The organism is Paenibacillus sp. RRE4 (assembly GCF_031844205.1).
Taxonomy (GTDB): domain Bacteria; phylum Bacillota; class Bacilli; order Paenibacillales; family Paenibacillaceae; genus Paenibacillus; species Paenibacillus xylanexedens_B.
In genome coordinates this window covers 556,476-582,570 of record NZ_JAUZUT010000001.1, presented here as the reverse complement: position 1 = coordinate 582,570, position 26,095 = coordinate 556,476, and the positions used below count along the sequence as shown (strand labels likewise).

The 26,095-nt window shown below is 47.8% G+C and carries 25 protein-coding genes and 1 riboswitch; of the genes, 4 read left to right on the top strand and 21 right to left on the bottom strand.

The features are described from left to right. Positions 1-208: 208 nt before the first annotated feature. From Q9R46_RS02610 to cobD, 11 genes are all read right to left on the bottom strand, one after another. Positions 209-1,753, bottom strand: coding sequence for a cobyric acid synthase (locus Q9R46_RS02610; RefSeq protein WP_311280934.1), 1,545 nt, complete (start codon positions 1,751-1,753; stop codon positions 209-211). Positions 1,754-1,902: 149 nt separating this feature from the next. Further along, positions 1,903-2,802 carry an adenosylcobinamide-GDP ribazoletransferase gene (gene cobS, locus Q9R46_RS02605; protein WP_311278839.1) on the bottom strand — a complete coding sequence of 300 codons (900 nt, stop codon included), beginning with the start codon at positions 2,800-2,802 and terminating at the stop codon, positions 1,903-1,905. After that, positions 2,799-3,359, bottom strand: coding sequence for a bifunctional adenosylcobinamide kinase/adenosylcobinamide-phosphate guanylyltransferase (gene cobU, locus Q9R46_RS02600; protein WP_311278838.1), 561 nt, complete (start codon positions 3,357-3,359; stop codon positions 2,799-2,801). Before cobU ends, cobS begins: the two co-directional genes overlap by 4 nt. Then, entirely contained in the window at positions 3,356-4,477 is a 1,122-nt protein-coding gene (cobT, locus tag Q9R46_RS02595; protein WP_311278837.1) for a nicotinate-nucleotide--dimethylbenzimidazole phosphoribosyltransferase, read from the bottom strand. Before cobT ends, cobU begins: the two co-directional genes overlap by 4 nt. Positions 4,478-4,522: 45 nt before the next feature. Next, on the bottom strand, positions 4,523-5,335 hold the full coding sequence (locus Q9R46_RS02590) for an ABC transporter ATP-binding protein (RefSeq protein WP_311278836.1): 813 nt from the start codon (positions 5,333-5,335) through the stop codon (positions 4,523-4,525). Next, positions 5,332-6,378, bottom strand: coding sequence for a FecCD family ABC transporter permease (locus tag Q9R46_RS02585; protein ID WP_154982780.1), 1,047 nt, complete (start codon positions 6,376-6,378; stop codon positions 5,332-5,334). Before Q9R46_RS02585 ends, Q9R46_RS02590 begins: the two co-directional genes overlap by 4 nt. Next, complete coding sequence (locus Q9R46_RS02580; protein ID WP_311278834.1) at positions 6,375-7,367, bottom strand: ABC transporter substrate-binding protein; 993 nt, start codon at positions 7,365-7,367, stop codon at positions 6,375-6,377. The genes Q9R46_RS02585 and Q9R46_RS02580 overlap by 4 nt, the downstream gene beginning before the upstream one ends. 362 nt (positions 7,368-7,729) lie before the next feature. Next, positions 7,730-7,846: riboswitch (cobalamin riboswitch) on the bottom strand. Between the two features lie 190 nt (positions 7,847-8,036). Beyond that, complete coding sequence (locus tag Q9R46_RS02575) at positions 8,037-8,696, bottom strand: histidine phosphatase family protein (protein ID WP_311278833.1); 660 nt, start codon at positions 8,694-8,696, stop codon at positions 8,037-8,039. Beyond that, complete coding sequence (gene cbiB / locus Q9R46_RS02570) at positions 8,690-9,667, bottom strand: adenosylcobinamide-phosphate synthase CbiB (protein WP_311280933.1); 978 nt, start codon at positions 9,665-9,667, stop codon at positions 8,690-8,692. The genes Q9R46_RS02575 and cbiB overlap by 7 nt, the downstream gene beginning before the upstream one ends. 37 nt (positions 9,668-9,704) lie before the next feature. Next, positions 9,705-10,502 (bottom strand): adenosylcobinamide amidohydrolase, encoded by a 798-nt coding sequence (locus Q9R46_RS02565; RefSeq protein ID WP_311278832.1) that lies wholly within the window; start codon positions 10,500-10,502, stop codon positions 9,705-9,707. Then, the gene (cobD, locus tag Q9R46_RS02560; protein ID WP_311278831.1) at positions 10,499-11,689 is read right to left on the bottom strand and encodes a threonine-phosphate decarboxylase CobD; all 1,191 of its coding nucleotides are present in this window, start codon (positions 11,687-11,689) and stop codon (positions 10,499-10,501) included. The genes Q9R46_RS02565 and cobD overlap by 4 nt, the downstream gene beginning before the upstream one ends. 262 nt (positions 11,690-11,951) lie before the next feature. On the opposite strand from cobD, the gene lplA reads away from it, so the two are divergent. Together lplA and Q9R46_RS02550 are read left to right on the top strand one after the other, a co-directional pair. After that, entirely contained in the window at positions 11,952-12,956 is a 1,005-nt protein-coding gene (gene lplA, locus Q9R46_RS02555) for a lipoate--protein ligase (RefSeq protein ID WP_145333446.1), read from the top strand. A gap of 454 nt (positions 12,957-13,410) precedes the next feature. Continuing rightward, positions 13,411-14,214: a Cof-type HAD-IIB family hydrolase gene (locus Q9R46_RS02550; protein ID WP_311278830.1), complete on the top strand. Its 804-nt coding sequence runs from the start codon at positions 13,411-13,413 to the stop codon at positions 14,212-14,214. A 268-nt stretch (positions 14,215-14,482) separates the two neighbouring features. On the opposite strand, the gene Q9R46_RS02545 is transcribed toward Q9R46_RS02550, so the two are convergent. Both Q9R46_RS02545 and Q9R46_RS02540 read right to left on the bottom strand, forming a co-directional pair. Further along, complete coding sequence (locus tag Q9R46_RS02545) at positions 14,483-15,280, bottom strand: hypothetical protein (RefSeq protein WP_311278829.1); 798 nt, start codon at positions 15,278-15,280, stop codon at positions 14,483-14,485. A gap of 431 nt (positions 15,281-15,711) precedes the next feature. Further along, a complete protein-coding gene (locus Q9R46_RS02540) occupies positions 15,712-16,635 on the bottom strand; it encodes a DMT family transporter (RefSeq protein ID WP_311278828.1) in 924 nt (307 codons plus the stop codon). Positions 16,636-16,755: 120 nt separating this feature from the next. Here Q9R46_RS02540 and Q9R46_RS02535 point away from each other — a divergent pair, with 120 nt between their 5' ends. Both Q9R46_RS02535 and Q9R46_RS02530 read left to right on the top strand, forming a co-directional pair. After that, positions 16,756-18,177: an aminotransferase-like domain-containing protein gene (locus tag Q9R46_RS02535; protein ID WP_397386321.1), complete on the top strand. Its 1,422-nt coding sequence runs from the start codon at positions 16,756-16,758 to the stop codon at positions 18,175-18,177. Between the two features lie 339 nt (positions 18,178-18,516). Continuing rightward, the gene (locus Q9R46_RS02530; RefSeq protein WP_311278826.1) at positions 18,517-19,296 is read left to right on the top strand and encodes an MBL fold metallo-hydrolase; all 780 of its coding nucleotides are present in this window, start codon (positions 18,517-18,519) and stop codon (positions 19,294-19,296) included. Positions 19,297-19,305: 9 nt separating this feature from the next. Here Q9R46_RS02530 and Q9R46_RS02525 read toward each other — a convergent pair whose 3' ends face one another. From Q9R46_RS02525 to Q9R46_RS02490, 8 genes are all read right to left on the bottom strand, one after another. After that, positions 19,306-19,932 (bottom strand): ABC-2 transporter permease, encoded by a 627-nt coding sequence (locus Q9R46_RS02525; protein WP_311278825.1) that lies wholly within the window; start codon positions 19,930-19,932, stop codon positions 19,306-19,308. Continuing rightward, entirely contained in the window at positions 19,925-20,791 is an 867-nt protein-coding gene (locus Q9R46_RS02520) for an ABC transporter ATP-binding protein (protein ID WP_311278824.1), read from the bottom strand. Before Q9R46_RS02520 ends, Q9R46_RS02525 begins: the two co-directional genes overlap by 8 nt. Positions 20,792-20,796: 5 nt before the next feature. Beyond that, the gene (locus Q9R46_RS02515; protein ID WP_145333439.1) at positions 20,797-21,171 is read right to left on the bottom strand and encodes a GntR family transcriptional regulator; all 375 of its coding nucleotides are present in this window, start codon (positions 21,169-21,171) and stop codon (positions 20,797-20,799) included. Positions 21,172-21,401: 230 nt separating this feature from the next. Beyond that, a complete protein-coding gene (gene clpP, locus Q9R46_RS02510) occupies positions 21,402-21,983 on the bottom strand; it encodes an ATP-dependent Clp endopeptidase proteolytic subunit ClpP (RefSeq protein ID WP_311278823.1) in 582 nt (193 codons plus the stop codon). A gap of 18 nt (positions 21,984-22,001) precedes the next feature. Next, complete coding sequence (locus Q9R46_RS02505; protein ID WP_311278822.1) at positions 22,002-22,985, bottom strand: RNA polymerase sigma factor; 984 nt, start codon at positions 22,983-22,985, stop codon at positions 22,002-22,004. Positions 22,986-23,158: 173 nt separating this feature from the next. Beyond that, on the bottom strand, positions 23,159-23,953 hold the full coding sequence (locus tag Q9R46_RS02500; protein ID WP_311278821.1) for an MBL fold metallo-hydrolase: 795 nt from the start codon (positions 23,951-23,953) through the stop codon (positions 23,159-23,161). Between the two features lie 234 nt (positions 23,954-24,187). Continuing rightward, complete coding sequence (locus Q9R46_RS02495) at positions 24,188-24,634, bottom strand: hypothetical protein (RefSeq protein WP_311278820.1); 447 nt, start codon at positions 24,632-24,634, stop codon at positions 24,188-24,190. 373 nt (positions 24,635-25,007) lie between these two features. Further along, positions 25,008-26,075 (bottom strand): sulfate ABC transporter substrate-binding protein, encoded by a 1,068-nt coding sequence (locus Q9R46_RS02490; RefSeq protein ID WP_311278819.1) that lies wholly within the window; start codon positions 26,073-26,075, stop codon positions 25,008-25,010. Between the last annotated feature and the right edge of the window lie 20 nt (positions 26,076-26,095).

Genomic DNA, 26,095 nt, shown 5'->3' with positions numbered 1-26,095 from the left:
ATCCATCAATAATGATCAAATATCTATAACCCTGCATTTGCTATATTAAACATTGTAAATAATCTAATAAAAAAACACCCCCATACCGGATGCAATCGTTCAATGAATGAACAGGTCGCGGGTCATGGGGGTGTTTTTTTGCTATTCATCCATGCTTTTTTGCTTAGATCATTACAGATTATTGCTAAAGAAGTAAACAAACATATTATTATTCTGGCTGTGTCACGCCAATAATCTCATACACTCGTTGCATGTCCAGTGATGAGCGCAAAGAGGCAGCTACTCGATCAAATTCCATTTCTTTGCGCTCCTGAGCACTGTATGTTTCCTCCAGCGGAGCAAGTCCCTTTGCTGTACGCAGCCCGTTCAACCAGGAACGCCGGAATTGATCACTTTCAAACAGTCCGTGCAGGTACGTTCCCCACACTTTCCCATCCGATGTGCCCCATCCCTCCAAGAATGCTTGTCCGCCAGCATGAGCGATCTCAAACAAAGCGGTTACCTGTTCAGGTTCGTGGCATTCCGTAACACCCATATGGATCTCGTATCCCTTAACAGGTATTGCCGAAGGCTCAACGTGTTTTCCACCGTGTAGCCGAATGGGATGCTCAGACTGCACATTACCGATCGCTCTGAGCGTCTGTTTGTGCTGAAGGAAGGTTGTTGATAAAGGAAGTTTGCCAAGTCCCACCGCTTCCTGAGCTTGGTTTGCCTCGACAGCATACGGGTCAACCAAGTGTTGCCCTAGCATTTGATACCCGCCGCATATACCTACAAGTTGAACATGTTCAAGCTCTGAGCGTGAATGGATTGCCTGTTCCAATCCCGATTCCCGCACATAAATCAGGTCTCCGATCGTATCTTTTGTGCCTGGCAAAATAATGGCGTCCGGGCTACCCAATTCCTCCGGTGAAGTCACGTAACGTACATTTACGTCCGGTTCACGGGATAATGCATCAAAGTCCGTGAAGTTGGAGATGCGCGGATAACGAATGACGGCAATATCCAGCTCTGTCTGTTCTTTTTTGCCATGTCGAAGAGAGTCCAGCACCACCGAATCTTCTGCCTCGATCTGAATATCTCTTATGTACGGCAACACACCCAGTACAGGTATTCCAGTCCGCTCTTCAAGCCAGTCTAACCCTGGTTGCAACAGAGAGAGATCCCCTCTGAACTTATTGATGATAAATCCTTTTACACGGACTTTCTCATGTGGCTCCAGCAGTTCGAGCGTACCCACAATCGAAGCAAACACACCGCCACGGTCAATGTCAGAGATCAGAATAACCGGTGCATCGGCCCATCCCGCCAGATTCATATTCACAATATCCCGATCTTTCAGGTTAATCTCTGCCGGACTGCCTGCTCCCTCCATTAAGACGATATCATATGTATCGCGCAACCGATTTAATGCATCCATTACAGTCTGCTTCGCTTCAGGTAAGAAATGCTGACGGTAATCCGACGCGCTCATCTGGGCAAAAGGCACACCATGCACCACGATCTGTGAATGCATATCCCGCACAGGTTTGATTAGAATCGGATTCATATCGGTCGTTGCTTCAATGCCACATGCTTCAGCCTGTGCCCCCTGCGCCCGTCCAATCTCCTTGCCGTCTTCCGTAACATAGGAGTTCAGCGCCATATTCTGTGATTTGAACGGAGCAGGGCTGAAACCATCTTGCTTGAAAATCCGGCACAGTGCCGTTGTAATGACACTTTTGCCTACATCAGAAGCCGTGCCTTGCAGCATAAGTACAGCCGCTGGTTGTTTTACCTGATCTTCCACGGTCCCTCACCCCTGTTTTTCGCGCGATTAACTTGCTACACAACGATAATGCTCAAACCAAACGAAAATTCTCCAATGAAATTCTGGGTAGCCCAACCTCTACAACTCAACCTCTACAGCCAAAATAGTCCTTGAAGCACGCTTAATACCGTCAATAAAGCCACTTCTAACAGTTCGTTCATGGCACCATATGTATCTCCAGTAAGCCCTCCAAGGCGGGCACTGATCCGGGTAGCAACAAATCGCCCTATATAATAACACGCCACAGGCAGTACGATAACTGACGTTACAGGATACAACCACCAAGGGAGTGACCCAAACCCGCTGACCATGGCATCGGCAATAGCAACATCCGGTTTAAACAGCCATACGGCAGCAATTGTAAGGAGGACTGAGACCAGCGTAAGTCCGATCGCAGCGCTACGTGTTCGCTGGACTTCATTCCGCTCCCCAAGCCCTTTGAATAGAACGGCAAGCCCATCATCCCCACGAGCATTAGGCCAGGCTGAGATGGCATAGACCATAAACCATCGGCTCCAGATCATAGGCAAAATCAGCAACGCACCGTACAACCAGTTCCCACGGGCAATCATATCGGCAATCAGTGCCGCCTTCATCATAAGGAGTAGCACACAGGCAATAACCCCCATCGCGCCCACTCGGCTGTCTTTCATAATCTCCAGCATTCGCTCACGGCTGCGGTAACTGAGCAGGCCATCTGCTGTATCCATCCATCCGTCGAGATGCAATCCTCCGGTAAGCCAGACCCATACGGTTAAGGTCAGAACCGCTGCCGGAAAAGCCGGAAGCAGGGCACCGCTCAGTGCGGCGACCAGCCACACGCAGAGACCGATTGCAGCACCGACCAGTGGATAATACACCACACTTTCGCGTAGCAATGGCGGAACAAAATCGAGTTGCATTTTCACAGGAAAACGAGACAGAAATTGAAAGGCCGCTGCAGCCGCATGTTTCCGCTGCGGAACGGCTGAATCCGCTGAGCCATGCTTCATAAGCGATACTCCTTACTTTTCAATTCGATTGGAATGCCTACCGTCACGAGAAACACCTCACGACAGATTGTTGCAATGCGCTGATTAAGAACACCTGCCAGATCACGATACACACGACCAAGCTTGTATTCGGGTACAATTCCATCCCCTACTTCATTGGTAACCAGCACAAGTAATCCGGGATAGGTTTGGACCGCTTCTACCAGTGCATCCAGATGACCTTGCAACACATGACCTTCGTCATGTTCATGGGCCAATAACACATTCGTCAGCCAGAGAGTCAAACAATCCACCAGAATCGTTGGTGCGGACGTGCCCGTATGCCCTTCGCCCATCTGCTGAATCAGAGCAGGCAGAGCCAAGGGTTCCTCCATCGTACGCCAGAGATAACCGGACTCTTCACGCTGCTTCCGGTGCATTGCTATGCGTTCACGCATCTCGTCATCATACGCCTGAGCAGTTGCTACGTACCAAGCTTCGGAGGAACGTTGCATGCACAGACGTTCGGCAAACGAACTCTTACCACTGCGTGCACCGCCAGTAACCAATACACTCATCGGGAGCCATCTCCCTGAACAGGTGATACCTTGGAATTGGAGTCGGAAGCATGATTGGTTCCATCTGACACACCCGCACTTGCAAAGGTCGCCATCTCATTCAAAATCAGACATGCTGCATCAATGAGATGCAGACTGAGCACTCCGCCTGTGCCTTCTCCAAGGCGCATATCCAGATCCAGCATCGGCTTCAAATCAAGTTCCCGCAGCAGCGCCGCATGCCCATTCTCCTGGGAAGTATGGGAAGCGATCATATACGCTGTACTCAGGGGAGCCAGCTTTCTTGCAATGAGTGCTGCAGCCGTCGAGATGAAACCGTCTACGACAACGGGACAGCGATGAGCCGCGGCTGCGAGAATAACGCCGGCGAGTCCGGCAATCTCTAATCCACCCACCTTGCACAGAACATCTAGCGCATCCTCTGGGTCAGGTGTGTTAACGCTCAAAGCCTGACTTATGACAGCAGCCTTGCGTAGCACACCTGCATCATCCAAGCCAGTCCCTCTCCCAACAGCTGCTGCTGGTGCAATACCGGTGAACGCACTCATCACTGCGGCGCTTGCCGTTGTGTTGCCAATCCCCATTTCTCCGGTGACAAACAACCCTGTACCTTTTGCTACTTCCGCGGTAACGACATCCACACCTACTAAAATAGCCTGAATCGCCTCATCCCGAGTCATCGCGGCTCCTTGAGCCATGTTGGCCGTGCCTTTACGAATGTTACGGGAGAGCAGGTTAGCATGATCAAGGTCAGCATTTACACCGATATCGACACAGATCACTTCCGCTCTGGCATGACGAGCAAGGACATTGACTGCAGCGCCTCCAGCCAGAAAATTCATGACCATCTGTGGTGTAACCTCGGCTGGAAAAGCACTGATCCCTTCAGCTACGACCCCGTGATCCGCAGCCATGACGATCACAGCCCTGCGATCAAAACATGGACGAGCCTGACCTGTCATCCCTGCAAGTCGAATCACAAGTTCCTCCAATTTCCCGAGACTACCCGGCGGTTTCGTCAGTATATCCACATGAGCAGACGTTTCCGCAGCAATATTTTGGTCTGGAGCCGTGATCTTGTCTAATACTTGCTCCAATATCTGTTCTTCCTTCTTCATTCAACCAGCACTTCCTTCATCAAAATAGAGGCTCTCCCGCCTCGTTTAATCTATGTCCCGCCGCAGCAGCAGTTGAGGAACCGAATGATCCGGATGGGACACCATCGCAGGTTTGACACGAAAAATCTCTTGAATCTGCTCTCCCGTCATTAAACTATGAGGTGTTCCCTCTCCCACTACCTTCCCCTCACGCAAAGCCAAAATACGATCGCAGAACAACGCAGCCAGATTGAGATCATGCAACACCGCTACAATCGTGATGCTGCTCTTCTTCTGCCATGCCGCTAACAACTCCATAAACTGCAATTGATATTTGATATCGAGAAACGTCGTTGGTTCGTCCAGCAATAATAATCGCGGCTCCTGTGCCATGACCTTGGCTAGGGCCACTCGCTGCCGTTGTCCGCCGCTTAGGGAATCCAGCGGCCGATCCGCAAGTTCCATTAGTCCCAGCTCTTCGAGCACTCTGTCCACCACACGTGCTCCATCCGCCGTTTCCCGGCCTAACCAATTTTGGTACGGATACCGTCCCATTTCGACGACATCCCGAACCGGATAGGAGATTGCAGGTAAGCCATCCTGCTGCAAAACCGCGATCATCCGTGACAATTCCTTACGGCCGTAAGATCCGATATCACCACCAGCGATGCTGATCTCGCCTTCACTTAACGATTCCGTTCCTGCTATAAGCTGGAGTAATGTTGATTTCCCGCTTCCGTTTGGGCCAACGACACCCCACCAATCTCCTTCTGCGATTTGCCAATCGGTAGGATGCAGGGCATGATGTTCACCGTATGTTTTGCCCGCCCGGACAACAGATACTAGAGAAGCGGCAGCATAATTTTTGTCGGTCGTCACGGCATCATCCCCTTCTGTAGCTTTTTGTTCCGATGCAGCAAATAGGCGAAAAACGGAGCGCCGACAAAAGCAGTCACGACGCCTAGCGGTATTTCAGTCGGTGCCAGCAAGGAGCGAGCTATGGTGTCTGCCCATACCATAAAAATCGCACCACCAATCGCAGACAAAGGTACCAGCAAGCGATAGTCCGGCCCCACCAGCAAGCGCAAAATATGCGGAATTACCAAGCCAACAAATCCGATGACTCCCGAAACCGAAACAGCTCCTGCCGTTAGCAATGTGCCCACAGCCAGCACAGATAACTTGAGCCTGTCCACACCAACACCAATATGCGCTGCCTGACGTTCACCCAGTGCCAAGACATTCAGCGAACGTGCCCGGCTCCATAGAAAAATCAGTCCAAGCAGAAAATACGGGAAAAGGATGGTCGTATACGACCACCCGCGCAGTGCCAGACTTCCCATCGTCCAGTATATAATTTCATTGATTGTCTGCTTCGACATGGTCGATAGGAAGGAAACGACCGCCCCCAAGAAACTTTGCATGACCACACCTGCCAGAATGAGGCTATGCGTTGGTATTTTCCGCCCTTCACGAGCCAGCGACAGCACAAACCATAACGTGACTACCCCGGTCAAAAAAGCAACCAGCGGCAGTGTCCAAATACCAATGATAGCGTACTGCAAACCAAAGAATATCAGGAACGCCGCCCCCACCGAAGCACCAGAGGAAACCCCCAGTGTGAATGGATCAGCCAGAGGATTGCGTAATACACCTTGAAACCCCGCCCCTGCAATTGCTAGTGAAGCACCTACGAGCATCGCAAGCAAGACACGCGGGAAACGCACCTTCCATATGATTTGTTCGGCGGCCTTGTTCCAATCAGGTGTAATCCAGTCACCCACCCATGGCAATTTGTGAACGAGAATACCAGCGATGTCCCGGATGGGCAACGCCACTGAACCGATGCCCGTGCAGATGAGCACGGTAAGCACCAGCAGCGCCATGCCCATCGTTCCGAACAGGATCAGCTTTCTGCTCATTTGAACAGGTCAGGATAGATCGCTTTGGCAACATCTTTCAACCCTTGAGTTACGCGCGGTCCTGGACGGCTCAGCAAGTTAGCATCCAGCCCAATCACAGCATTGTTTTTCACCGCCGTAATTTGATCCCAACCGCTACGTGCCTTGATGATCTGATCCAGCGTCTTGTTGTCCTCAACTACGTCATTGGCGTACAAGATAACATCAGGGTTAGAGGCAATGACATTTTCCTCGTTAATTTGGTACCAACTCTCTTTGTCGGCAGCAATATTGATGCCCCCGGCTACGTTGATCAGTTCGTCCATGAACTCTCCTTTACCAACCGTCCAGCCTGGGGAGAACTCGATGTATACTTTTTTCTTATCTTCCGGTTTCACGGCTTTTACCGCTTCGGTTACATCTGTTACATCTTTCTTCATCTGCGTGACAAGCTTCTGCGCCTGCTCCTGATGATCGGTAATTTTACCGAAGGTTTCGATATTGTTCATCACATCGTCGATGGATTTAGGATCGGTTTTGAAAATGGTGATGCCCAGATCACGCAGCTTTTTCACTGCATCCTCGCTCAATGAAATACCTCCGAATACGATATCCGCATCTGCTGCAATAACGGATTCTTCATTCGGCTTGTTAATACCGCCCATTTTTGCTTTTGTTTTTGCCGCCTCCGGATAATCATCATAATCGGAAACACCAATAATTTCATTATCCAGTCCGAGAGCAAACAGGGACTCTGTTTCGGCCGGAGATACGGATACGATTTTGGTCGGTGCTTTTTCAAAAGTGAAAGACTCACCTGTCGCATCCGTAACGGTCAATGGATATTGGGTTTTAAGATCCGTTTGTGTTTGTTCCTGGGACTGCTCCTGTGCAGGCTGCTGTGAGCTGCCCGCTCCTTCTTTTGTTGCGGCATTACCGCATCCAGCCAGCGCCAGTGCCAACATTGCTGCGCTTAACAGGGATGTGAGTGCTTTCCAGTTCTTAATCATTGATTTAAACTCCCCTTCTCTATCTGTACTATTGTTGTTGCCTTTGTTATATACACGAGGCCACTCCGATTGCAGTACCATTTTCCGATCGCTGTTATCCCCAGATTTTTTTGATTTCCTTATTCAAATGGAATAAATCCGGCGATAAAGGCGAGCACTTCGTTTCTCCAAATTGGTTCTGCACTCTCCGTTAAACGTGTATAAAATGACTCCACTACATCGTGTACAACAAGAAAAATCCCTTATCCTTAAACAAGGATCAGGGATCACGTCTCGCATACGGCAATCTGTACATGTAACAGCGGCTAGCTGTCCATGGGCACAGAATGGCCCGAAACGTTGTCCTTTCCTCGAAGGAACACCGGCTTGTACGTCCAGGGCTGGTAATCTGACTTACAGGATGGCTCCTGTTTCACAGTGGCGGGACCGTGCCGGATTTGCACCAGCTTCCCCATTTTACCCTTGTGCGCATCATCACTTGTCCTTGTTCTTCATGAACAACGGATTGGCACGCGGGACCCTTGGTCGCTAAAGATGGTTAATTCAGATTAAACATAGTCGCAGTACTCTTCGCACGAATCACGTCAGTTCAGACCTCTCAGCCTACCACACTAAATATGTCCGTCCGAGTCACACTTCTGTTGTGATTATAGGGTATATTACACCACCTTACAACCCGATGGACGGAAAATCCACTCGTCTGCCAAGCCAGTGATCACCCTGCTTTTCAAGATCAACCTGAATTGCCTGTCCAGGGATGACATGTGTATCCCAAAACCCGACGCCGTTGATGAGCCGGGACATCATATAACGGATGACACCGCCATGTGTCACAATAAGTGCTCTGTGTGAATTTTTGTGTGAATGCTCCGACCAGATCTGTTCGTGCAGAAAAGAATCCACTCGTTCCGCAAAAGTCTGCCACGCTTCTCCTTCAGGCGGGGTTACCTTGTGGGGATCATCAATCCAGCTCCGGTACAAGAGGTTATCCTTCAATTGCTCATAATTCAGGCCTTCCCATTGTCCAAAATCATTTTCGCGCAAGCGCGAATCAAACTTCGCCTGTTCAATCAGCTGCGGTGCAATGTGGGCCAGCGTCTGACGGCAACGAAGCAGGTCACTGCAATACACCGCATCCCATGTGAGCTCGCGGCACTGCTTGCCTAGCCGAGCCAGCTCTTCTTGTGCATCAGGCAACAGTCCCTTATCGGTATGCCCCAGATATTTTTTTTCCACATTCCACCGGGTTGTTCCATGACGGATCAGTACAATGCTTCGCCTAGAGGCAGACTGCTCTGATCCATTCTGTTCTGATTCACTAATCACCACAACAGTGCACCTCCTGCTAACCACACACCCAAGGTTGCTAAGAAACAAAAGCCCACAAAAGCTCCCGCTGACCAAAACATCAGTCGTGTCGTTCGCACAATATCTTCCGACTCCATCGGCCGCGTAGCCTCACCCATATAAGCTCGAAATGAAGCAACGCCGTGATATACGTTGTGCCCGCCCAGACGAATGCCTAGCGCTCCAGCCACTGCCGACTCGGGAAAACCGCTATTCGGGCTGGGATGCAGTCTCGCATCCCGGGCAACCATACGCGCCGCGCCTTTGGCATCCAGTTTTAGCACCCATGCGCCTACAATTAACAGCAGAGCGGTCACGCGAGCGGGAATCCAGTTCGCCCAATCATCCAACCGCGCGGAGGCCCAGCCGAGATGCAGATATTTATCATTTTTATATCCTACCATGGAATCCAGCGTATTGACGGCACGGTAGGCCATAGCCAGCGGAGCACCACCGATGAGTGCATAGAATAGAGGCGACACAATGGCATCCACAATGTTTTCCGCAACGGTCTCCACCGTTCCCCGAACAACCTCCGGCTCATCCAGATGTGCCGTATCACGTCCCACAATCATACCGAGTGAACGCCTTGCTTCAGGCCAATCCTGCTGTTTCAGATGGCGGTACACTTCCACGCCTGCATCACGCAAACCTTTGGAAGCAATCGTTGTTGCGATCAGAACAATTTCGGCTATAGCCGCCAAGATCGGATGAATCAGACCCAGCAGAACGAGAAGACCCCATGTGACAGCAAAAGAACCCCCTGCAATCAAGATCGGGAACCAGATCCCCGCTTTTTTCAGTCCCTTGTCTGTCTGCACACGTGCCCGAATAACACGCTCCAGTGCCGAGATGCCTTTCCCCATGCCGATAACGGGATGCGGAATCCAGCGCGGGTCTCCGATGCATCGGTCTAATATGTATGCAAGAATGATGATCCAGGCTCCGGACATACCGATCCAGAACGATGATGTCCATAGACGCTCCAATTCAAATGTCATGACTGTGCCCGTTCCTTTCTTTCCATTGCAATCCGGCCTGTAAGCTTTCTGTCACCGTGTCATATACCAGTCTGCCGATGGCCGCTCCCAAAGCAGTAGCCGTGCCCGCATATGTGTGAAGTGGCTGGCTATCATCTGCAACAGTCTGACGTACAGCAAGTACAATGGCATCGGTTGTTGTGCCTGTGGCAGGAAGTCCGTTCTCCGAATCGGCAATACCTGCATCGGCAAGGGCCGCAGCCTTGGCCTCCACTGCCGTCTGAACCGCATTAACCATCGCTCCCGGGGTCATCTGTCCGTTGAACCACAGCATGATATTAATCGTACCGGGGATATACGGAATTCTGTTTTGTTTTTTCCCATGCACATCAAAAACAGTTCTCTCGGAACCTGCCCGTGCTGCATTGGATACGCCGGCAGTCGTACAGCACAACAGACCAAATGCCGAACTCGTGTACTCCTGAATGGAGGTATGCTCCAATCTGACCGCAGTTAACAATCCGGCACACTGATCGGTTTGCTCTTGCCATTCATACAGCGCCTCCGCGATATCACGGGGTGGATCATCACAGCGGTAGTGTTTGTCCACATAAATGTTAAAGACCCGGTTTAATTCCAGCATTCCGCCGCCATAGACCGCGCTAGACAGAGCAAGAGCAGGATGTGTTACCTGTGCTTTGATATGCCGTTCATGAGCAGTGATGTGCAGACCCGGCCAGGAAGCGGATGCATAGATATTCTCGTCTTTTTTTCCATCTGTAAAATAGGGATAAAACGGGAGTGTCACAACCGCTCCCCTCCCTTTATTTTTTCGGAGTGTTGCGTATGATCCTGCTGACTCCCCTGATCGGCAGATGCCAGACCTTCTTCCGGATCCCCGCTTCGTTCAAGCACACTTCCGAGCACGTGAAGCAACCTGTCGTTTGCCTCAGCACCTTTGACCGCAAAACGTACATGTCCTGCCTCAAGCCCTGGATACATGGCACAGCTACGAATCAGAATGCCCCTCCGCCCCAAAGCTTCCTGCATGGAAGCCGCTGTCCAAGGTTCCGGCACACGCACCAGAATAAAATTGGCTTCACCAGGCGTTACGCTACACCTATACGACTCCAGTGCCTGGATTAAACGTGTCCGTTCAAGCGTTATCTGCGATATCGTATCCCGCTCGAAACGTTCCCCGCTACGCAGACAGGCTTCTCCTGCGATAAGAGCCAATCCGTTCACACTCCAGGTCACTTGTTTCTCCGTCATCGCTTGAATGTACTTCGACTGACCTATAGCATATCCGAGACGCAGACCCGGAATCGCATAAAACTTCGTCATCGAACGGATGATGATCACATGCGGATATTGATTCAGATCCGGAGCAAGTGACTGTCGCAGGGCCGGTGGAATAAAATCAATAAACGCCTCATCAATAACGAGCACGGTATCCGTTTCTTCGGCTTTATGTGCTAACCTGTGCAGTATCTCCAGCGGATATTGTACACCGTTTGGGTTGTTTGGCTGTCCAAGAAAAAGCAGGTCTACCTTTTCCATCAACTTTTCGATCTGTTCAGGGGGTGCTTGCCAATTCAGCGTTTCAAGACCTTCCGTATGCAGAACCTCCGCACCGAATTGCCGTGCCAAAGCGCGATATTCCGAGAAACCCGGTTCCACTGTTCCAACCTTGCGCGGAGCAAGTGCCAGCAGGATCAACGCCATACTTTCAGCCGCACCATTCCCTACCGAAATTTGCTCTTGTGTTACTCCCAAACGTTCACCCAGAAGCGCTTTGAATCCCCGATGGCCCGGGTCAGGATAACGGAGCACCGAATGCAGACTTTGCTGCAATGCTTCCAAAACCTCTTTGGGAGGACCTAACGGGTTGATATTAGCGCTATAATCCAGAAAATCCGCTGCACTGCCTCCAAACCGCGAAGCCGCTGTCTCCACGTCTCCACCATGTCCGAACACTTCGATATAACCGGTCATTCTTCCGTCATCCTCTCTGTATGTTCTTTTTATTATGGATGGCATAGGAGGGATGGGTCAATCCTGTATTCCTTCTCCGTTCATCTGTTTATCATCAGTCGGGCCCAATTCCTTCGTGTCTACTTGTTTTCTTTGTGTCCCAACGACAATTCGTTTACAATAGAAGAGGAATTTCAGGAACTTCGGTTTTCTGATTCTTTTGTACGAGTATCACTACATAAGGGGCCAAGCGCCTCTCACATACATTAATGGAGGAATGACCATGCTGTTTGTAGATAACCAGGGCATTACAGATCCTTCTGTAAACCTCGCGATTGAGGAGTACATTCTGAAACATCTGCCGATGGAGGATGACAGCTACCTGCTGTTTTACATCAACCGTCCGTCGATTATTATCGGTAAACACCAAAACACGATTGAAGAGATTAACATCGAATACGTTCAGGATAACGGTGTGCAGGTGGTACGTCGTCTTTCCGGGGGCGGGGCTGTGTATCACGACCTGGGCAACTTGAACTTCAGTTTTATTACTGCGGATGACGGCCAATCCTTCCACAACTTCCGCAAATTCACCCAGCCTGTGGTTGAAGCGCTGCACGAACTTGGCGTCAATGCCGAGTTGACCGGGCGCAATGATCTGCAAGTGGGAGAAAAGAAAATTTCGGGCAACGCCCAATTCGCTACCCGTGGTCGCATGTTCAGCCACGGCACGCTGATGTTTGATCTGAATCTGGAGCACGTTCAGGCATCTCTGAACGTCAATCCCGAGAAATTCAAATCCAAGAGCACCAAGTCGGTACGCAGCCGCGTTGCCAACATTCGTGATCTGATTGACACCAATCTGACGATTGAAGAGTTCCGTGATGAGTTGCTTCGTCACATTTTCCGCATGGAACCGCAGGACGTTCCTCAGTACAAGCTGACCGAGAAGGACTGGGATAAGATCAAGGAAATCTCGGCAGAGCGTTATAACAACTGGGACTGGAACTACGGTCTGTCACCGGAAAGCAATGTGAAGCATACCCGCAAATTCCCGGTGGGCATCATCGATCTGCGCATGAACATCAAGGATGGACGCATCGAAGATATCAAAATCTTCGGCGATTTCTTCGGTGTTGGCGATGTAGCGGATATCGAGGACATGTTACGAGGCAAGCGTTATGACGAGACTGAAGTGCGTTCAGCACTGGCAGGTCTGGATGTGAAGCATTACTTCGGCAACCTGGAGCTGGAGGACTTTATCGGTCTTGTTTTCCTGGAAGAGTAAATAAAGAAGGAAATACGACATTTAGATGGGTAGAGATTGTTTGAACGAAATTTGGATTACACATTTAACGGAAAAGACGGAATTCATATGAAGAAGCGAAGCGCTCGCGTCTAATGCCGGATTTTTACCATCTATTAAGTTGAATTAGTCATTTACACAATAACGGAGAAGACAGAACAAACCTGGAGAAGCGAAGCGTTCGCCTTTATCACCGGATTTTCTCCCTTACAAAAGGGATTCAAAAAATCCGGGGATAACAGCGATCGTAAGGTTATTCTGTCTTTGGAGTGTCCGTGTAAATCATCGGTAGTTCAACTTTTATAAATAAGCACTAATAAAAATCCGGTGATGATTAGAGCGGTCGTAAGATGAATCTGCATTTGTAGTGACTTATGTAATCTATTTATTTCGTTCAATGAACATAGAAACAGATAAAAAAGGAGAGAAACATCATATGACTTACAAACTCATTGCTATCGACATCGACGACACCCTCATCAATGACAACAAGGAAGTTACACCCGCTACGCAAACGGCTTTGGAACAAGCGGTAGCACACGGAGTAGTAGTAACCCTCGCAACAGGACGCGCTTACGCTTCCGCACAGGCACTTGCACGCCAAACCAAGCTGAACGTGCCAATTATTACCTATCAAGGTGCTTTGGTGAAAAACCTGCTGGATGAGAAGGTGCTCTATGAGCGCTATGTGCCGCAAGAAGCTTCCCGCAAACTGTTTGATTATTGCCTGGAGAAAAATCTGCACTTACAAACGTACATCGACGACAAACTGTATGCTCGCGAAGAAAATCAAAAACTGCTCGACTATGCCAAGTTAAACGGCACGCAATACTACATCGAGTCTGACTTCATTAAAGTCATCGAACAACCAACACCAAAACTGCTCATCATCGACGAGCCAGACTATCTGGACCAAGTGGCTGTAGAGCTGCGTGAGTTGCTCGGGCCTGAAGTGCATATCACCAAATCCAAGCCTTATTTCCTCGAAATTATGCATAAAGAAGGTACTAAAGGTCACGCGCTGACGTTCCTGGCTGACCATTTCGGTCACGAGCTTAGTGAGTGCATCGCCATCGGTGACTCCTGGAACGATCACGAGATGTTGGAAGTCGCTGGTCTTGGTGTAGCGATGGGCAATGCCATCCCTGCGCTGAAAGATCTGGCAGACTATATTACAGCAAGCAACAACGAAGATGGTGTTAAAGAGGTTATCGAGAAGTTTGTACTGAACGCCGAGTAAAATCATCCGCAGTTTTGCAAAAACAAGAAAGCCCGGATACCACAATAATTTGTGGTTCCGGGCTTTCTTGTTTCTAGTTTTATTTTATTTTTTATTTTTGGCCAGCAACACTGCGGTTAAAAAAGAAATCTGTAACGACACAGTAATCCCAACCGAGACCATGATATTCGTTGAATCGGATATATGAACGAAAAATAAAACAAGAATGAATACCAAGATAGAAATGATAACGCTTGCTGTAAAATTTAAGAAGATTTTTTTCATATTATCACCAAGAGATTGTGATGGGATAATCTAATACCTCAGTACCAATTGAAGGGTTAACAGCTAAACCACTAGGAAAAACAGACACACTTACAGAGCCGGTTGCAAATCTGTGCCCATATCTTAAGTTAATGTTAGATTTCCCACTTTTTTTAGTGGTATAAACATACTGTGTTATATCCCCTTGCTTAAAATTGGAATCTGCCCAAATATCATATTTCGCTGCCACACCTTGTCCAATATCATGATCTGAAGGAACATTGGATGAAGTACAAGTCCATTGACCTTTATAATTACAATTATTACTTTCATGACCCATTATTTTTCCAGAAGATGTTTTTAAATACCACTCATTAGTAACTGGATAGCCAATCGACATCTTATCTGTTAAGGCAAACAGAGGCTTTACCTTCCAAGTATAAGATCCATAGATATAAATTTTCTTACTTCCTGGTACATCGCTATTTACCTCATAAGCATTAGCATACAATGTAATATCAGATGTCGTTAAATCCATCGTACCAACAAAATCGTCACCTCTCTTTTGACTAGATAGAGAATAGTCCATAGGCTCACTAGTAGAAAGTTTAACAGCATCATTTTCAATTAAATATCTCAAAACTTTCGTAGAATAATACTTAAGCTCATCTTCTTTAATACCTATGTCATTAAGTATAGTAGAACGTTCCTCTTGTGTTAACTCATCTTGACTAGTCATACTGTCAGTCTCAGTAGCAAAAACTGACGGCGATAACAATAGTAGCAAACTGATAACCAGACAAATCGAAATTGTTTTTTTCAACCTTACACCCTCATCTCAATTTAATTTTTAAAACTTATTTTCACCCTCCAAAATTAGTTGTATAAAGCTCTTTTTACAAAAAGTAACTTTATACAACTAAAATATACTAAAATATTACAAAAATCAACTATTTAGAGTAATTAATTGTACTTAATGACTTTAAGTTCTTTCTACGCTGATTACTAGTTTTGAGCGTTGTGTCTTGTTTATTTATGTTTTTTAAAAAACTCTGTAACGACACAGTAATCCCAACCGAGACCATGATATTAGTTGAATCGGATATATGAACGAAAAATAAAACAAGAATGAATACCAAGATAGAAAGAGCCACGCTGGCTACGAAATTCAGGAAGATTTTTCTCATCATTTCACACGACTCCTCAAAGTAAGAACTCTTACTATCATACTATAGAAGAGATTCATCCGGTATTCTAGGAGCCTTGCACAATCACCTTCGTACGTCTCCCTTTCTTTAACCAGTTGTTTACCTTCTCATTCATTGTTAACAGCCCCGAGATAACCAAAACGACACCGACCCACGTCACCCAGCTGACATGCTCTCCGTACACGATCGCACCGAGCCCAACGGCAATTGGTGGCGATATGTATAACCAGGTTGCAGGGAACAGCGGATTCGTGCGTGACATTATCCAATAGAACAGACTGTGCCCGACCATTGAACCGATGACCGTCAGATAGATTACGGACGAGACCGCAGGCAGTACATCCAATGCCGACATATTCCATAACTCCGTCAATCCTGACAGGAAGAATAACAATACGCCGCCATACATCATCTGCACCGCATTTATTGCAACAGGATTCATGTCGCTGAATTGATGAATGACTTTTTTGGAATATAACGTACCTGCGGAATAACAGACTTCCCCCACCAGCACCGCGATACATCCCCACAAAAATAAAGACCCTGCTCCCAGCGATATCCCTGGCAAAACGACAAGCACAACGCCCGTAAAACCAATCAGGCAGCCAACAAGCATGCGAGGTGATGTTTTCTGCCGTAACAATGCCGTTTGCATAAGCATAATCATCAGCGGCCCTGTCGCCGATAGAATAGCCCCAACACCGGAACTGACATGTTGCTCCGCCCAATATAAAGTGGCAAAGGTGCCGAAGGTTAGACCTGCACCCGTAATCAGCATTTCTTTGCGGAACAAGAGAGACAAGCTTACTTTCCCCTTCATCCACATCCATGTAAACATTAAAGCCCCCGCAATCACAAACCGCAGTCCGGCAGATAGAAAAGGCGGCATGCCTGCCTCTACTCCAATTTTAATCGCCAGAAACGTTGTTCCAAAAACGAGACACATTACCGTAAATGCAATCCCTACCATGTTAACCACTCCTTTATCTGTTCTCCATCATAGCTCATGGTCTATAGAACAGAATGAACAAAATAGAACAGTTACCTCCCTTTTGCTGTTACAATGGAGATCAAAAGGAGCGTGGATCGGGTGAGCAGAACGGTAATGATGGCAGACAACAGCATGAAACGGTACGAGCAAGTTATCCACTATCTCATGGTACGGATTGAGGCTGGGGAGTGGGTTGAACAGGAAAAACTGCCTTCGGTACGAAGCTTGTCCGAACTGCTCGGCGTACACCGGCTAACGGTTTTCAAAGCGTATCAGGAGTTAAAACAGCGAGGGATCGTCTATGTTAGAGACAAATCTGGTTATTACGTCAGTCCGGCCAAACCACTAGCCGATACAGATCAGGGAGATGATCCCTCCGTGTCGGCTTGGCTCCATTGGGACACACTTGACCGGGTGCAATCGCTGGAAGCGGAATATCAGTTTTCCAAATCGTTAATCGATCCTGCTCTGCTACCCAACCGATACTGGGGCGAGTTAATGCGCGACCTGCTGGATCAGTACCCTCGTCTGCTCGGTACGTATTCGACCATCCAAGGCGATCTAGAGCTTCGTACCAGTTTGGCCAGCCATTTGACGGCAAAAGAACGCTTCTACCTGTCCTCTGATGAAGTGCTGATTACATCTGGTGCTCAACAGGCGATTGATGTCATCTCCCGTGCACTGGTCAAGCCCGGAGATCGAGTACTGATTGAGCGACCAACTTACGGCCCTGCCATGGAAATTTTCCGCAAACAGGGTGCACGGCTTGTTTTTACCGATATCCATCCCGAAGGGTATGATCTGGAGCAGATTGAGCATCTGATGAAAACAGAGAAGCCACGCCTCTTTTATATGACACCGACGTTTCAAAACCCAACAGGCATCAGCATATCTGTAGAGCAACGCAAACAGTTACCTGAACTGGCTGAACAATATGGCTGTTTCCTGGTGGAGGATGATAGCACATATGATATTTATTTTAAAGAGAAACCACCTGCGCCGATCTTCACTTATGATACTTCTGGACATACACTGTACATCCGCAGCTACAGCAAATATGTTGTTCCGGGTCTGCGAATCGCAGCCATCATGTGCCGTCCGCATCTCATGGCAGGACTACAGGCGATCAAAGCCCTGACCGATAACGGATCACCACTCCTGAACCAGAAGCTGTTTCTTCGTTATTTCCAGTCGGATCGTATGCATCAGCATCTGTCCAAGCTACGAACTGCACTTCAACTTCGAATGGAAGTGATGGAGCAGTGTCTGCTGGAGACAGACTGGACATGGACACGCCCCGACGGTGGTCTGAACATCTGGGCCGAGCTTCCGGAGGGGATCGACACAGGCAGACTGCTACATCAAAGCATGGAGCACTCCATTGCTTTTGTACCTGGAACCGTATTTGATCCCTCCCACAGTTCAGGAAATCGCAAGCTTCGTCTCTCCTTCTCTTATGCCCGTGAGCAGCAAATCCGGGAAGGGATGGACCGACTGATCGCCTTGGCGGGCAAAAGGTAAAAACGAAAGTTAGTTTTGGAACTACATCTTTTTGTCTATCGTCCAAATCACGGTAGCAACTTTTTACTCGCCAGCGCTAACGGTCACCAGAGGCCTTATTTAAGCGTTTTTCACGAACTAAAAAATGTAACGATCACCAGTGGCCCTATTTCAATGAAAACGTGCGCTTTGTGCCCATTTTCCATCGAAATGACTAAAATAGCGTCTCCTGAGATCGTTACATTTTCAAACTACCTGAAATGCAGCAAATAGCTTCATCTGTGATCGTTAGCAATAGACCGCATGTCGATCAGTTGTCTGAGTTGATAAACGAGTAATTCCACAAATAGGTAGTTATTAATGATTAGGGAGCTGTTTAACATTTCTATTTCAATACAACATATTCGCCACGCAACATCCATTTTAACGATAAAAAATAAACGTATTCTGATTGATCCCATGTTGAGTGATGCCGGAACGCTCCCACCTGTGCCCTTCACTCGAAATTTTCGTCGAAACCCGTTAACCCCCTTACCTGTCCCACTCCATGTTTTTGAGGATGTAGATGCCATTCTATTAACACATCGCCACTTTGATCATTGGGATAAAAAAGCCATTTCCATACTTGATAAAAATATACCTGTATTTTGCCAACCCAGTGACCAGGCCTCTGTTCAATCCGCTGGTTTTCTGAAAGCAATACCCGTCGATCATTCTTTGGAGTGGGAAGATATTCAAATGAAACGAATTAGCGGGCAACACGCTTTGGGACTTTCCAGAAAGCTATTAGGACCCGTTTCTGGTTTTATATTGAATGCAACAGAAGAAGGATCTATTTATATCGTTGGTGATTGTGTTTATACAACTGCGATTGAAGCCGTTTTTCGTAAGTATAGTCCGGATATTGCTGTTTTAAATACAGGAGAAGCCCAAATGATGTGGGGGACTACCATCACCATGACACGTGAAGATGTCGCTCGCCTAGCCCGTTTGTCGCCAAAAACGAAGCTCCTTGCCGTGCACCTGAACACCATCAACCACTGCAAATTGAGCCAGGACCAGCTTACCGAGTATATAAAAAAACAAGAACTTGAAAATTCTGTTTGGATTCCTAAAGATGGTGAGATCATTTCTTTTTGAATCAGCTGCTCACAGATTTTTTCTCTCAAATAACCGGATCGTGACGACATACGAAACAAGAAACAAAGCCACTATGGCTATGGCAATCCCCAAGATAATGGGTGTTGTAATCAGCCCTTCTTTACCTGCAACATCAAGAATAAACGCGGTCGGTTGAGCAAGAACAATTAAACAAACGAAGAAAACCGTATTGATGATGCCCGCTCCCTTTTTGCTGAGTGCATAGAACAGTGGCATATATATAGATACCAGAATAAGTACCAACCCCATAGAAATGAGGATATCCAACAGGGAATAATGAGGTTTGTTGAGTTCAGGATAACTCAGGTTAACAATCTTGTGAATGCCGAAGGATACAAGCACTCCAAACAGGGAATAGAGAATGGAAGACAGGTACTTTGCTTGCACGATCTGTTTACGACTGACCGGAAGTGTAACTAAAAAGTTATGATTATGGTTTTTGATATCAATCATCGTAGCTAGCATAATCGAACCAAAAGCCGTATAAATCCCTACGAGATACATGGACATTTCCATCTTCGGGATAAACGCCCAACTGAAAACCACCACATACACACCCACAATCCACAACGAACTTCTCAGTGCAATAAAGTCTTTGCGAAGCAGATTAAGCATGTTGACGCCCCCCTTTTGCCGTGAAATAAATCAAGTCTTCCAACGCGGGCCTATGCAAAAGAGCCTCATTGCCAAACATACGCTGTGCCTCCACTTTGTTGTCCGATAACGCTTCAAAACCAATCGATGTTTCACGTATGCCCACGAATTGACGCCGGGTATCCGCATCCAGCAGACCCATATCCCCTTTCACAATGGTGTAACGCTCAAGCACATCGTCTTTGGCTTCATTGAAAATCAGCTTGCCTTGATTAACAAAAGCGATATAGTCCGCGATCCGCTCCAGATCCGTCGTAATATGTGTCGAGAAAATGATGGATTTGGTCTCGTCCTGAATCACGTCGGCCAGTAGATCAAGCAGCTCTCTCCGAAAAATCGGATCAAGACCGGATGTCGGTTCATCCATGACAAGCAGATCGGCATCATGAGACAGAGCAACCGCAAGGGAGAATTTGATTTTCATGCCTTTGGATAAATCCTGGATTTTCTTTTTGTGAGACAATTCGAATTGTTCCAAATAACTCTTGAACACGGCATGGTCCCAGCGACTGTAAAAAGGAGCGATTAAACGTGACATCTCCCGGATGGTCAAATGTTCATAATAATAGCATTCATCGGACACAATACCGAGCCGCTGCTTGACAGCCACATCACCGCTCGGATTCTCACTGCCGAGCGTTCGCACTGTTCCCTGATCAGGATGGATGAGACCGGTAATCATGCGGATTAATGTGCTTTTTCCGGCTCCGTTTGGGCCAATGAGCCCTGTGATAAATCCCTGTTTCACATCCGTAGATATGTTATCCACCTTAAATAATGGATACCCTTTTGTAACATTCCGCAATTCTATCGCATTCATCGTGCCTATTCCTCCTCTAACAGCAAAGTAAGATGATGAATCAAATCCTGTGCGTTCATGCCCAGTTCCTTGCTCTCCTGAATAACCTCAAGCATCTTCGCTTCTAATTGCTTCATACGTCTCTCCCGAATAAAATCCTGATTTGCACCGGATACAAAACTTCCCTTGCCAACCACGGAATCAATCAGTTGCTCCTTTTCCAGCTCTTCATACACACGTTTCGTCGTAATGACGCTGACTTGCAAATCTTTTGCAAGTTGACGAATGGAAGGCAGGTGGTCTCCTGCTGCCAGTTCCCCATTCAGAATGCTCTGCCGAATCTGGGATAAAATCTGGATATAGATGGGATCGCTTGATGCATTGGATATCCGTATATTCATGTTCGTTCCTTCACCTCATTGCCATTGTTTCATATAAATAACATAGTGTATATATATAATATATACACTATGCCTGGTTAAGGTCAACCTATTTTTATCCATTTTTCTTCTCTCCATCAGAAAACAAAAAAAGAACGACAGTCCCCTGTCGTCCAAATCTTTAAATTCGTTGTTTCGATTATACTTGTTTTCTGTTCCACTCGCTTCATCAGTTTCATTTACGGTGACACTTACGCACCTGTAACAACCTTATCTACCAATCCATATTCCACGGCTTCGGCTGCTGTGAGGAAATAATCCCGATCGGAGTCTTTTTCAATCCGTTCCAGCGGCTGGCCCGTATGGTCTGCAAGCAGCTCATTCAAGCGCTGGCGGTGCTGGATAATGCGGTTTGCATGAATCAGCATATCCGATGCCTGCCCGCGTGTGCCTCCATGGGGCTGGTGAATCATAATTTCGCTGTTCGGTAACGCCATTCGTTTTCCTTTAGTGCCGCCCACCAGCAAAATCGTACCGAAACTCGCCGCCATCCCGGTGCAGATCGTCGAAATATCCGGCTTCACGAACTGCATCGTATCATAAATGGAGAATCCCGCTGTCACCGATCCCCCCGGACTATTAATATACATCTGAATATCCTTATCCGGGTCTTCCGCAGTCAGAAATAGCAACTGTGCCACGATGGCATTGGCCATCTGATCCTCAATCTCTCCCGACACCATAATGATGCGGTCTTTCAGCAAACGTGAATAAATATCATAACTCCGCTCACCGCGAGCGGTCTGTTCTACAACATACGGTACTACGTTCATATGTGACGCCTCCTTATATTAGGCAGCCATGATAACCGTATACCCGCCTCCATAAGACATCGAATTCGTGCCCGAAGTGGCGTAACCGTACATCACTGGCTGCATTTCTTGAGACGGCAGAGTCTGTTGCAGAATCGTACCCGCCACAGCCATCGGATCATCCGTGCGATTCAGGCACAGATCAATTAGACGCGCAGTATCTCCTTGGCGAAAAGCCATCAGATAATGGCGCAGCTGCTCTTGCTCCAGATCAGCAGGCTCTTCCATCGTCCCTTGTTCCAATGCAGACTCTGTCCCTGCATTCTCCAAATTATGCCTGACCTTGCTTAAAGCTGTGCGGGCACGGCTTAATGCCGCTTTTACAGCACCTTCAGTTGTGCTCAGCATCTCAGCAGTCTCTGCCGCCTTATATCCCAGGATTTCACGTAGTATATAGATTGCTCGCTGCCACGGTGGCAAGGTGTGAACCAAAAGCTGCACCGCGGACTCCAGCTCTTCAAAGGTGTCTTCATTCGTATAGTCGGATATGACAGGTTCCATCTCAGTGAGTATAGATCGCAACTTCTCCTGCTTACGAATTCCGTCAATCCATGTATTGCGTGCAATACGAATCAGATAAGCCTCCCAGTTAAACGAGGCGTCTGATCTTTGAGAAGCTTGCACCACTTCAGACGATAATCCCTTGAGGCAGGTTTCCTGAACGAGATCCTCTGTCTCTGTCACCGATTTGGTCAGTGACATGCAATACGCATAGAGTGAAGCCATTAAATCAGGCAATATATCGTGTAACGCGGGATACGAAATACGTTTCTCATCAACATCCTTGGTACAATCAATGACATATCTCTGATTCGTTGTAGTAATTTGTTTTATTGGACTAGCTTGATTCGTTTGATTGGCAATTCCGCCATTTCCAACATGATCCGTCTTGTAATTACGCGTGTTACTCCATTCATGCTGCAGTCTGTTGACTTCGCAATCTGCGGACTTCACAAAGGCCATCTCGGGGGCCCCCCTTTGCTGGTTCCTGATTAAGTGTTTCATTATGTAAACGAAGAACCTCCCGTAAAGGATACGCTCTTCTTCATTTATTTTTTTACAACAAAATCTATTCCCTAATTCCTTAATCCCAAATTCACCAATTTCATTGCTGAATCCCGATTTCACATTAAATCTTAGCCCAGCGTCACCGTCATGCCTGTTCGTGCTATGGTGATGCCCTGATCCAGTTTATAGTCCTGCCTTACATCTACATCATGGGACATATGTGTAAAATAGGTGTGTCCCGGCTTCAACTCTCGCAAAAGCTCCTGCGCCTCCTGCATATCATACACCGAACGCGTCGAAAACTCCGCCAGCTCATGCACAAAACTCGTCCCCAGAACCAGCAGATCCAGTCCATGCAACAGTTCCTTCTCATCTTCCTTCAAATCTATAGCATCGGAACAGTACGCCCACGCATACTCCTCACGCTCCAGCCGATATGCATACGAAAAACCGTTATGTCCATGACATACCTTCCAGGAACGAACCATCCATCCACCGAGTTCGATCCCGTTATCGGTTTCTAAAAAATCCATGTGACGAGCGAGCCACGGAAATTGTCCCTGTATCGTAACGATTACCTCACGCGGAGCATACAGTTTTCCCTTCGCGCCTAGCCAGCGGCACGCATCCGCCCATTCCGGCAAACCGCCAATATGATCAAAATGAGCATGTGTAATCAGCAACGTATGCACCATCCGCATTCCGTGATCTTCCATCTGAGAACGCCAATCCGGCCCGCAGTCGATCATAAACATCCCGTCTTCATGCTGATCTCGAAAGTCACCGCCCCTGTGAATCAGGACCGATGAACGTTTCCGCCGATTTTCCCCAGCCTGCCTTGCCTCCGCACATACCTCACAACTACAATACACCCGCGGGACTCCCATGGCGTCGCCTGTGCCCAGAAATGTGAGCTGATTCATTCCGCATTCCCCTCTCGCTCCCTGAAGCCGATTCAGCTCAGATGTGATGTCTCTTCCTTCGTAATCAACGAAGTTGTGCCTCAAATATTCTATGTAAATTGTAATCCTCTACCTCCGCTTTTGCAAAAAAAAGACTCCCCCACTCACAGCTCATCACAGCTGGCCGGGAAAGTCTGTCGTCTGACCGGGCTGGAGAAACCCAGCCTCAGACATGATGATTCCATATGCGTCCGCTCACACCAGCGCACGCAGTTTCAACGTCAGTTCACGGCCAGCAGGAACCTCTATGGCATCCGTGATGACCCAGTTCCATGCCAGACGTTGCTCTAACACCTTAGCCTGTTCTGCGGTCAACTGCAAACCGGTGATGATTCCCTCACCCACCGCGAAATCCTTGTCTGCTTGCAGATTAAATGCTTTTTCCAGCCAGATGCCAAGCCCTCCACGCGTATTAAACGTAATTCGATACCCGTTCCGGACAGCCCCTTCCAAGTCCTCACCATGCTCGTCCGCATACGAGAAAAACGTATCGTACCGATAATGCTCCTCGGATACGCTATCAAAAGCCGCTACATCCTTGGCTTGAATCGCTTTTAATATATCCGCTTCTTGCATGCCCTTGCCACGGGCCTGCTCCAGTCGAATCGCTGTGCTCTGGGATAATTTGATCTCTGTACTCATTACGGTCACGCCTTTCTGCAATTACGATTATGACAACATGTGCATTAGTATACTCCCTATTATAACCTTTTCGCAGTAAAAAACCTCCATCTCGGCTTGCCGCAAATGAAGGTTCGCATTCCTGTATAAGTTGAACTGATTCCTCTTACACGGAGCACTCCGATGACAGAATAACCTGGAGAGTAGCGGTTATCCCCAGATTTTTTTGGATTCCCTTTTCCAAAGGGAAAAATCCGGTGATAAGCATATGCTTCCGATGTAGCTTTCTTGAAGAAAGCTTTTAGGCAATCGCTACGCTTTTCCAGGTTTTTTCTGTCCTCTCCGTTATTGTGTAAATAAATAGTTCAACTTATATAGTTCATTGTTCAATGGGCTACAGCCCCGCCAGTACCTGATACCAGACTCCGCGCTTGGAATAGAGCGTCTTACGCACCTCATTCCAGCCTCCCAGATAGTTGATATCAAACAGCCCCGCTGGTGTCGGGAACGATTCTTTCGTCTCGGCAAATACGTCCGGATCTACCGAGCGGAAGCCGTGTTTCGCAAAAATACGCTGCGCTTCCGGTGTCCGCAAGTATGCGATAAAGGCTTCCGCCAGCTCCCGATTACCATGTTTATCGGCGTATTTATCCACCACCACTGCAGGATTTTCGATGAGAATCGTATTTTTCGGCACTACGATATCATAATCTACACCCTTTGCGATTCGAGCGAGCAACTCATTTTCGTATGTTACGATGACGTCCCCTACACCGTATTCAAATGCCGCCATCGAGGAACGGCCACTCTTATCCAGGGATTCAACGTTTTGATGCACCTCTTCCAGAAATGCTTTGGCTGCGGCAGGGTCTTTCTTGCCCTCTTTCTCCTCCGACAGCTTCAACCCTGCACCATAGATTGCATTAATATCCCACTGTGCACCACCGGATGTTTTCGGGTTAGGATACAGCACCTTTACGCCAGGCTTGGTTAAATCCTGAAAATCTTTAATCCCCAGTGGATTGCCTGCTCGTGTACCTAGAACAACGATCGAACGGGTAATCATGCCCTCATTCGGCGTTTGTTTCCAATCCGCGGTGACCAGCTTGGCCTTCACCAGTTTATCGATGTCACTTTCCATCGCCAGCAGGGCTACATCCGCTTCGAACCCGCCAACAATGGCTCTGGCTTGTGTTCCTGAAGCTTCATAAGACTCCTGAAAGTTAACGGTTTGCCCCGTCTTCGCCTTCCATTCTGCCTGGAACTTGGGCAACAGTTCACCTACCGCATCCTTCGCTACGCTATATGCACCAATAACCAGTGTGTTCGAAGAATCCCCACTCGAAACCCCGGCTGGCTGCCCTGGCTCCTGCTTGCTACATCCGGCAGTCACACAGACGAGCACAAGCATCAGGATCACGTATAGAGGTATAAATTTCTTTTTGTTATGGCTCGTCTGCATGGCCGCTCCTTCTTTCATTT